We start from the raw sequence: 5,240 nt of genomic DNA, 5'->3' as shown, positions 1-5,240 counted from the left end.
CACTGCCGCCCAGATGGACGACTTCATCACCAGCAGCGTCGAGCCGCAATTCCTCGGCTCGGGCTGGCAAGGCACCTGGTCGAACGCCACCGACGAGCAGATCACCAGCCGCATCGCGCTGAACGAAACCACGCAGACCTCGGTCAGCGCCAATGAGGACGGCATCCGCAAGCTCGCCATGGCGGCGGCGATGGTCGCCAACCTGTTCTCCGGCAACATCAGCGATGCCGCCAAGAACACCGTCGTCAGCCGCGCCCAGACATTGGTCGGCGAGGCCATCGGCGGCATCGTCCAGTTGCGCTCGGAGGTCGGCCTAACCCAGAAACGTGTCTCCGACGCCAGCGACCGCATGAAGACCCAGGTCGACCTGTTCGAGAAGCACATCATCGATCTCGAGGGAGTCGATCCCGCCGAGGCCGCGACCCGCGTCGCCGACCTGACGCAGCATATCGAGACCTCATTCGCGTTGACCGCGCGCCTGCAGCAGCTCAGCCTGCTGAATTACCTGACCTGAAAACTTCCACCGGAACGGCAGAGCCCCGACGATGTATCAATTCTCCTACGCCGACATCCAGACCGACTCCGTCACCGACGCCAAGGACCGCGAGCGGGAATTGCTCACCCGCTCGATCGACATGCTGTCGGCCGCGGCCGCGGTCGGCCAGGATTCCATGGAAGCGATCGAGGCGCTGCACTTCACCAACCGCATCTGGACCACCTTCGTCGAGGATCTCGGCTCCAGCGACAACGCCCTGCCCAAGGAGCTGCGCGCCAACCTGATCTCGATCGGCCTGTGGCTGCTGCGCGAGGCCGAGGACATCCGCCAGGGCCGCACCAACAATTTCGAGGGCCTGATCGAGGTGTCCCAGATCATCCGGGACGGCATCCAATGACCAACACGCTGAAGATATCGCTGAAGCCGAACGAGAAGATCTACATCAACGGCGCCGTCATCCGCGTCGACCGCAAGGTCACGATCGAGCTGATGAACGACGTGCAGTTCCTGCTCGAAAGCCACGTCATCCAGGCCGACCAGGCGTCGACTCCGCTCAGGCAGCTCTACTTCATCCTGCAGGTCATGCTGATGAACCCGTCGGGCGCGTCTGAGGCGCGTGACATGTTCCGACGCTCGCTGCCCATGCTGCTGGCGAGCTTCGAGGACGCCGAAATCTGCAGTGCGCTGAAGCAGATCGACCGCATGGTCGGCGAGGACCATATCTATGAGGCGTTGAAGGCGATCCGCGCGCTCTATCCGCTCGAACGCCGCGCGCTTGGCGGCAACGACGATGTTCCGGGCGCGCCGCGCCCAATGGCTGTGGGAGCTCGATACTGATGAACGTGGACATGACGACCACCATACCGACCGGTGCCAATTCGACCACCACGTCGACCTCCAAGACCGCCGTCGACTACCAGTCGTTCCTGAAGCTCCTCATCGCCGAGATGAAGAACCAGGATCCGACCAAGCCGATGGACTCGACGCAGTATGTCGCCCAGCTCGCCACCTTCTCGCAGGTCGAGCAATCGGTGCAGACCAACAGCAAACTCGACCAGATCATGCAGTCCTCGGCCCTGTCGCAGGCCGATGCGCTGATCGGCCGTTCGATCACTTCCGCTGATGGCAAGACGTCGGGCACGGTGGCCTCCGTGCGCCTGGCCAGCAGCGGTCTCATCGCGGTGCTGCAGAACGGCACGGAAGTCGCTGTCGGCCCCGGCGTCACGATCAAGCCGGCCAGCTAGGCGACCGGCTTGGGTTACAACGCATGAACGAGGCCGACGCGCTCGATATCGTCCAGTACGCGGTGTGGACAGTGCTGACCGCTTCCGCGCCGGTGGTGCTGGTGGCAATGGCGGTCGGCATCGGCATCGCGCTGATCCAGGCGCTGACCCAGATCCAGGAAATCACCCTGACCTTCGTGCCGAAGATCGTCGCCATCATGCTGGTGGTGGCACTGACCGGCCCGTTCATCGGCGGCCAGATATCGGCCTTCACCAACGTCATCTTCGAGCGTATCGAGCACGGCTTCTGAGGCGGGAGGCGGAGTGCCTACTCCTTGCGCTCACCGGACGGCTTGCGGGCAGCCCTGTTGCGGCTAGATTGTGAATTGCGCGGCGTGGGCGCCACTGGTCTCAGGCGGTCTTCGAAAATCATGGGGCAGACTAAACCGGCCGGCAGGCCATGTGCGGAATAGCCGGCGTCTGGCGAAAGCGCGACCCGATCGGCGCCGGCGACCTGTCGGACATCGCCCGCATGATGCAGGCGCTGGCGCATCGCGGACCGGACGACCACGACAGCTGGAGCAGCAGCCGGCTCGCCCTGGGGCACCGCCGGCTTGCTATCATCGATCCCTCGCCCGCCGCCCGCGAGCCGATGCTGACCGCATGCGGCGAGGGCGTGCTCGCCTACAATGGCGAGGTCTACAACTACCGCTCGCTGCGCCAGACGCTCGAGACGGAAGGCTGCGTTTTCCGCAGCGTCTCCGACACCGAAGTGGTTCTGCAGGCCCTGCATCATTGGGGTCCTGAAAAGGCCGTGCCGTTGTTCGACGGCATGTTTTCCTTTGCCTACTTCGACGCGCGCGACAACGCCCTGTGGCTCGCCCGCGACCGCCTCGGCATCAAGCCGATGGCGGTGGCCGAGACGGCCGAGCGGATCCTGTTCGCTTCCGAGGACAAGGCGATCCTCGCCAGCGACGGTTTTGCCCGCCGCATCGATGCGCGCGAGATCACCTTGCGGCTCGCCTGGCAGCACCGCGATTCGAGCCACAGCCTGTTCGACGGCATCGAACGGCTGCCACCGGCCGGCCTCTGGAAGATCACCGAAGCGGGCATCGAGAAGCGCTGCTTCTGGCACGTCCTCGACGTGCTGGAGGCGGCGCGCATCATCGGCGACCGGACCTCCGACGACGAGCATATGGCGCGGCTCGAAGCGCTGATCGAGGACAGCGTCGATATCCACTGCATCGCCGACGCCAGCATCGCCACGGCCTGTAGCAGCGGCGTCGATTCCGGTCTGATTACGGCGCTGTCGAAGCGCTTCAGGCCGGAGATTCACGGCTATGTCGTCGATCCCCGGCTTGGCCGCAGCGAGGCGGAAAACGCCGAACGGACCGGCCGTCGCGCCGGCGTCCCCCTGCGCCGGGTGCCGGTCGACAGGAACCGGTTCCTCGAGCTCTGGCCGAAAGCGGTCTGGCATCTTGAGAGCGACGGCTGGCACGCAAGCCATGTCGGGCTTCTGGCGCTTGCCGAGCAATGCCGGACCGACGGCGTCAAGGTGCTGCTTACCGGCGAAGGCGCCGACGAGCTTTTCGGCGGCTACAAATGGCAGGCCGAAAGCATGCGGCCCTGGCGCGCATGGTCATGGCCGGGACGGCTGTTCCGCTCGCGGCGCTGGCTCGCTCGCAAATTCGGGCGCATGCGCCACGCGCCCTTCAAGACATCGACCGGTAATAGCTCCGCCTCGGAGCGCAATCTCGTGCTCAGGGCGCTGTCGCCGGAACTCAACTTCCTCCAGACCAGGATATTCGACCGGCTTGAGCCAGTGACGCCGCTCGGCGATCGCGCCTTCCTCGGAGCTTGCCTCTACGATCTCTATTCGCATCTGCAGGACTTGCTCAACCGACACGACAGGCTGAGCATGGCTGCCTCGGTGGAACTCAGGGTTCCCTTCCTCGAAAACCGGCTGATCGATTTCGCGATCCATTTGCCGAGGCGTCAGAAATTGCGCGGCAGGACCGGCAAGTGGCTTTTGAAGAAGGTCGCCGAAAAGCACCTGCCGCGCGAGAATGTCTACGCGCCGAAGAAAGGTTTCGAGATCTCGTCGGGCTTCACCCAGGGTAGCCAGGGCCTGCTGCGCGGCGGCTATCTGCGCGATGCCTTGAAATGGCCGGCCGCCGCCGTCGAAGACCTTGTCGACCTGGCAAAGCGCGACGAGGCCTCGAGGCTGCGCCTCGTCGGCATGGAACTGTTCCTGCGCCTCAATGCCGGCGGCGATACGGCGGACAGCCTGACCCAGGCGCTGCATGCGGCCGCCGCGGATGCGCGCGCGCATTGAGCAGCGGTTGGTCCAAGGCGGCCAGACCATTGGCTTAGCCGCGCCAGGACGTATTTTTGCCTCGCTATCCTGTTGTTGGAGCATAATCTTTTTCAGGCAAGGGTCCGCCCCCGCGTCGCCATGCTCCATCTCCGGAGATGGACATCCGCGTCGGCTGGGCCAACGACATGTGAAGCGGGACAGCACGGATGATCGATGACGAGCCGGACAGCGAACGCGTCTCGGCGCTGGCGCCGTTCCGGCACGGCATCTTCCGCGCCGTCTGGTCGGCCAGCCTTGTTTCGAACTTCGGCGGCCTCATCCAGGGCGTCGGCGCCGCATGGATGATGACCACGATCGCCACCTCCTCCTACCAGGTGGCGCTGGTCCAGGCCTCGACCACCTTGCCGATCATGCTGTTCGCGCTCATTGCCGGTGCCATCGCCGACAGCTTCAACCGGCGCAAGGTGATGCTGGTGGCGCAGTCGTTCATGCTGGTCGTCTCGGCGCTGCTCACCGTGTTCACCTGGTTCGGCTGGATGACGCCTTGGACGCTGCTTGCCTTTACCTTCCTGATCGACAGCGGTACGGCGCTCAACAGCCCGTCATGGCAGGCCTCGGTGGGCGACATGGTGCCCCGCGCCAAGGTGCCGGCGGCGATCGCGCTCAACTCGATGGGCTTCAACATCACACGCAGCGTTGGCCCGGCGATTGGCGGCGTCATCGTTGCCGCCGCGGGTGCAGCCGCCGCCTTTGCCGCCAATGCCGTCAGCTATATCGGACTGATCGTCGTGCTGTTCCGCTGGAAGCCGGAAGTACCCGCGCCGACGTTGCCGCGCGAGGCGCTCGGCGCGGCGATGGGCGCGGGGCTGCGCTACGTCGCGATGTCGCCCAATATCGGCAAGGTGCTGGCGAGAGGCTCGGCCTTCGGCTTCAGCGCCGGCGCCGTGCTGGCGCTCCTGCCGCTGGTGGCGCGCGACGTCGTCAAGGGCGATGCCTTGACCTATGGCATCATGCTCGGCGCTTTCGGCATCGGCGCGGTCGGCGGCGCGCTGATCAGCGTGCGGCTGAGGCAGTTGCTCTCCAGCGAAACGATGGTGCGCGCCGCCTTTGCCGGCTTTGCGCTCTGCGCCTTCAACGCTGCCGTCAGCCACAATGCCTGGCAGACGTCGGCCGGCCTGCTTGTCGGCGGTGCCTGCTGGGTGAT

General features: G+C 65.2%; 7 protein-coding genes. All 7 read left to right on the top strand.

Features of this window, described 5'->3' with window-relative positions; genetic code table 11:
• Positions 1-514: flagellin (locus EN742_RS23240; RefSeq protein WP_281034985.1), on the top strand; the 514-nt coding region annotated here is incomplete at its 5' end.
• 31 nt (positions 515-545) lie between these two features.
• The gene (gene flaF, locus EN742_RS23235) at positions 546-893 is read left to right on the top strand and encodes a flagellar biosynthesis regulator FlaF (RefSeq protein ID WP_126058470.1); all 348 of its coding nucleotides are present in this window, start codon (positions 546-548) and stop codon (positions 891-893) included.
• On the top strand, positions 890-1,333 hold the full coding sequence (gene flbT / locus EN742_RS23230; RefSeq protein WP_126058469.1) for a flagellar biosynthesis repressor FlbT: 444 nt from the start codon (positions 890-892) through the stop codon (positions 1,331-1,333). Before flaF ends, flbT begins: the two co-directional genes overlap by 4 nt.
• Positions 1,333-1,740, top strand: coding sequence for a flagellar hook assembly protein FlgD (flgD, locus tag EN742_RS23225; RefSeq protein WP_127407306.1), 408 nt, complete (start codon positions 1,333-1,335; stop codon positions 1,738-1,740). The genes flbT and flgD overlap by 1 nt, the downstream gene beginning before the upstream one ends.
• 23 nt (positions 1,741-1,763) lie before the next feature.
• A complete protein-coding gene (fliQ, locus tag EN742_RS23220; RefSeq protein ID WP_126058467.1) occupies positions 1,764-2,030 on the top strand; it encodes a flagellar biosynthesis protein FliQ in 267 nt (88 codons plus the stop codon).
• 149 nt (positions 2,031-2,179) lie between these two features.
• The gene (gene asnB, locus EN742_RS23215; RefSeq protein ID WP_127406680.1) at positions 2,180-4,054 is read left to right on the top strand and encodes an asparagine synthase (glutamine-hydrolyzing); all 1,875 of its coding nucleotides are present in this window, start codon (positions 2,180-2,182) and stop codon (positions 4,052-4,054) included.
• Between the two features lie 188 nt (positions 4,055-4,242).
• A partial coding sequence (locus EN742_RS23210; protein ID WP_128333322.1) for an MFS transporter occupies positions 4,243-5,240 on the top strand: 998 nt, incomplete at its 3' end.

Origin of the sequence: Mesorhizobium sp. M4A.F.Ca.ET.020.02.1.1, assembly GCF_004022645.1 — a bacterium.
In the GTDB taxonomy this organism is placed as follows: Bacteria; Pseudomonadota; Alphaproteobacteria; order Rhizobiales; family Rhizobiaceae; genus Mesorhizobium.
This window is presented reverse-complemented; position numbering and strand designations above follow the sequence as displayed.

Coding starts and splice junctions, on each gene's coding strand:
- flbT (WP_126058469.1), top strand. CDS start 890: ATGACCAACACGCTGAAGATATCGCTGAAGCCGAACGAGAAGATCTAC.
- flaF (WP_126058470.1), top strand. CDS start 546: ATGTATCAATTCTCCTACGCCGACATCCAGACCGACTCCGTCACCGAC.
- fliQ (WP_126058467.1), top strand. CDS start 1,764: ATGAACGAGGCCGACGCGCTCGATATCGTCCAGTACGCGGTGTGGACA.
- asnB (WP_127406680.1), top strand. CDS start 2,180: ATGTGCGGAATAGCCGGCGTCTGGCGAAAGCGCGACCCGATCGGCGCC.
- flgD (WP_127407306.1), top strand. CDS start 1,333: ATGAACGTGGACATGACGACCACCATACCGACCGGTGCCAATTCGACC.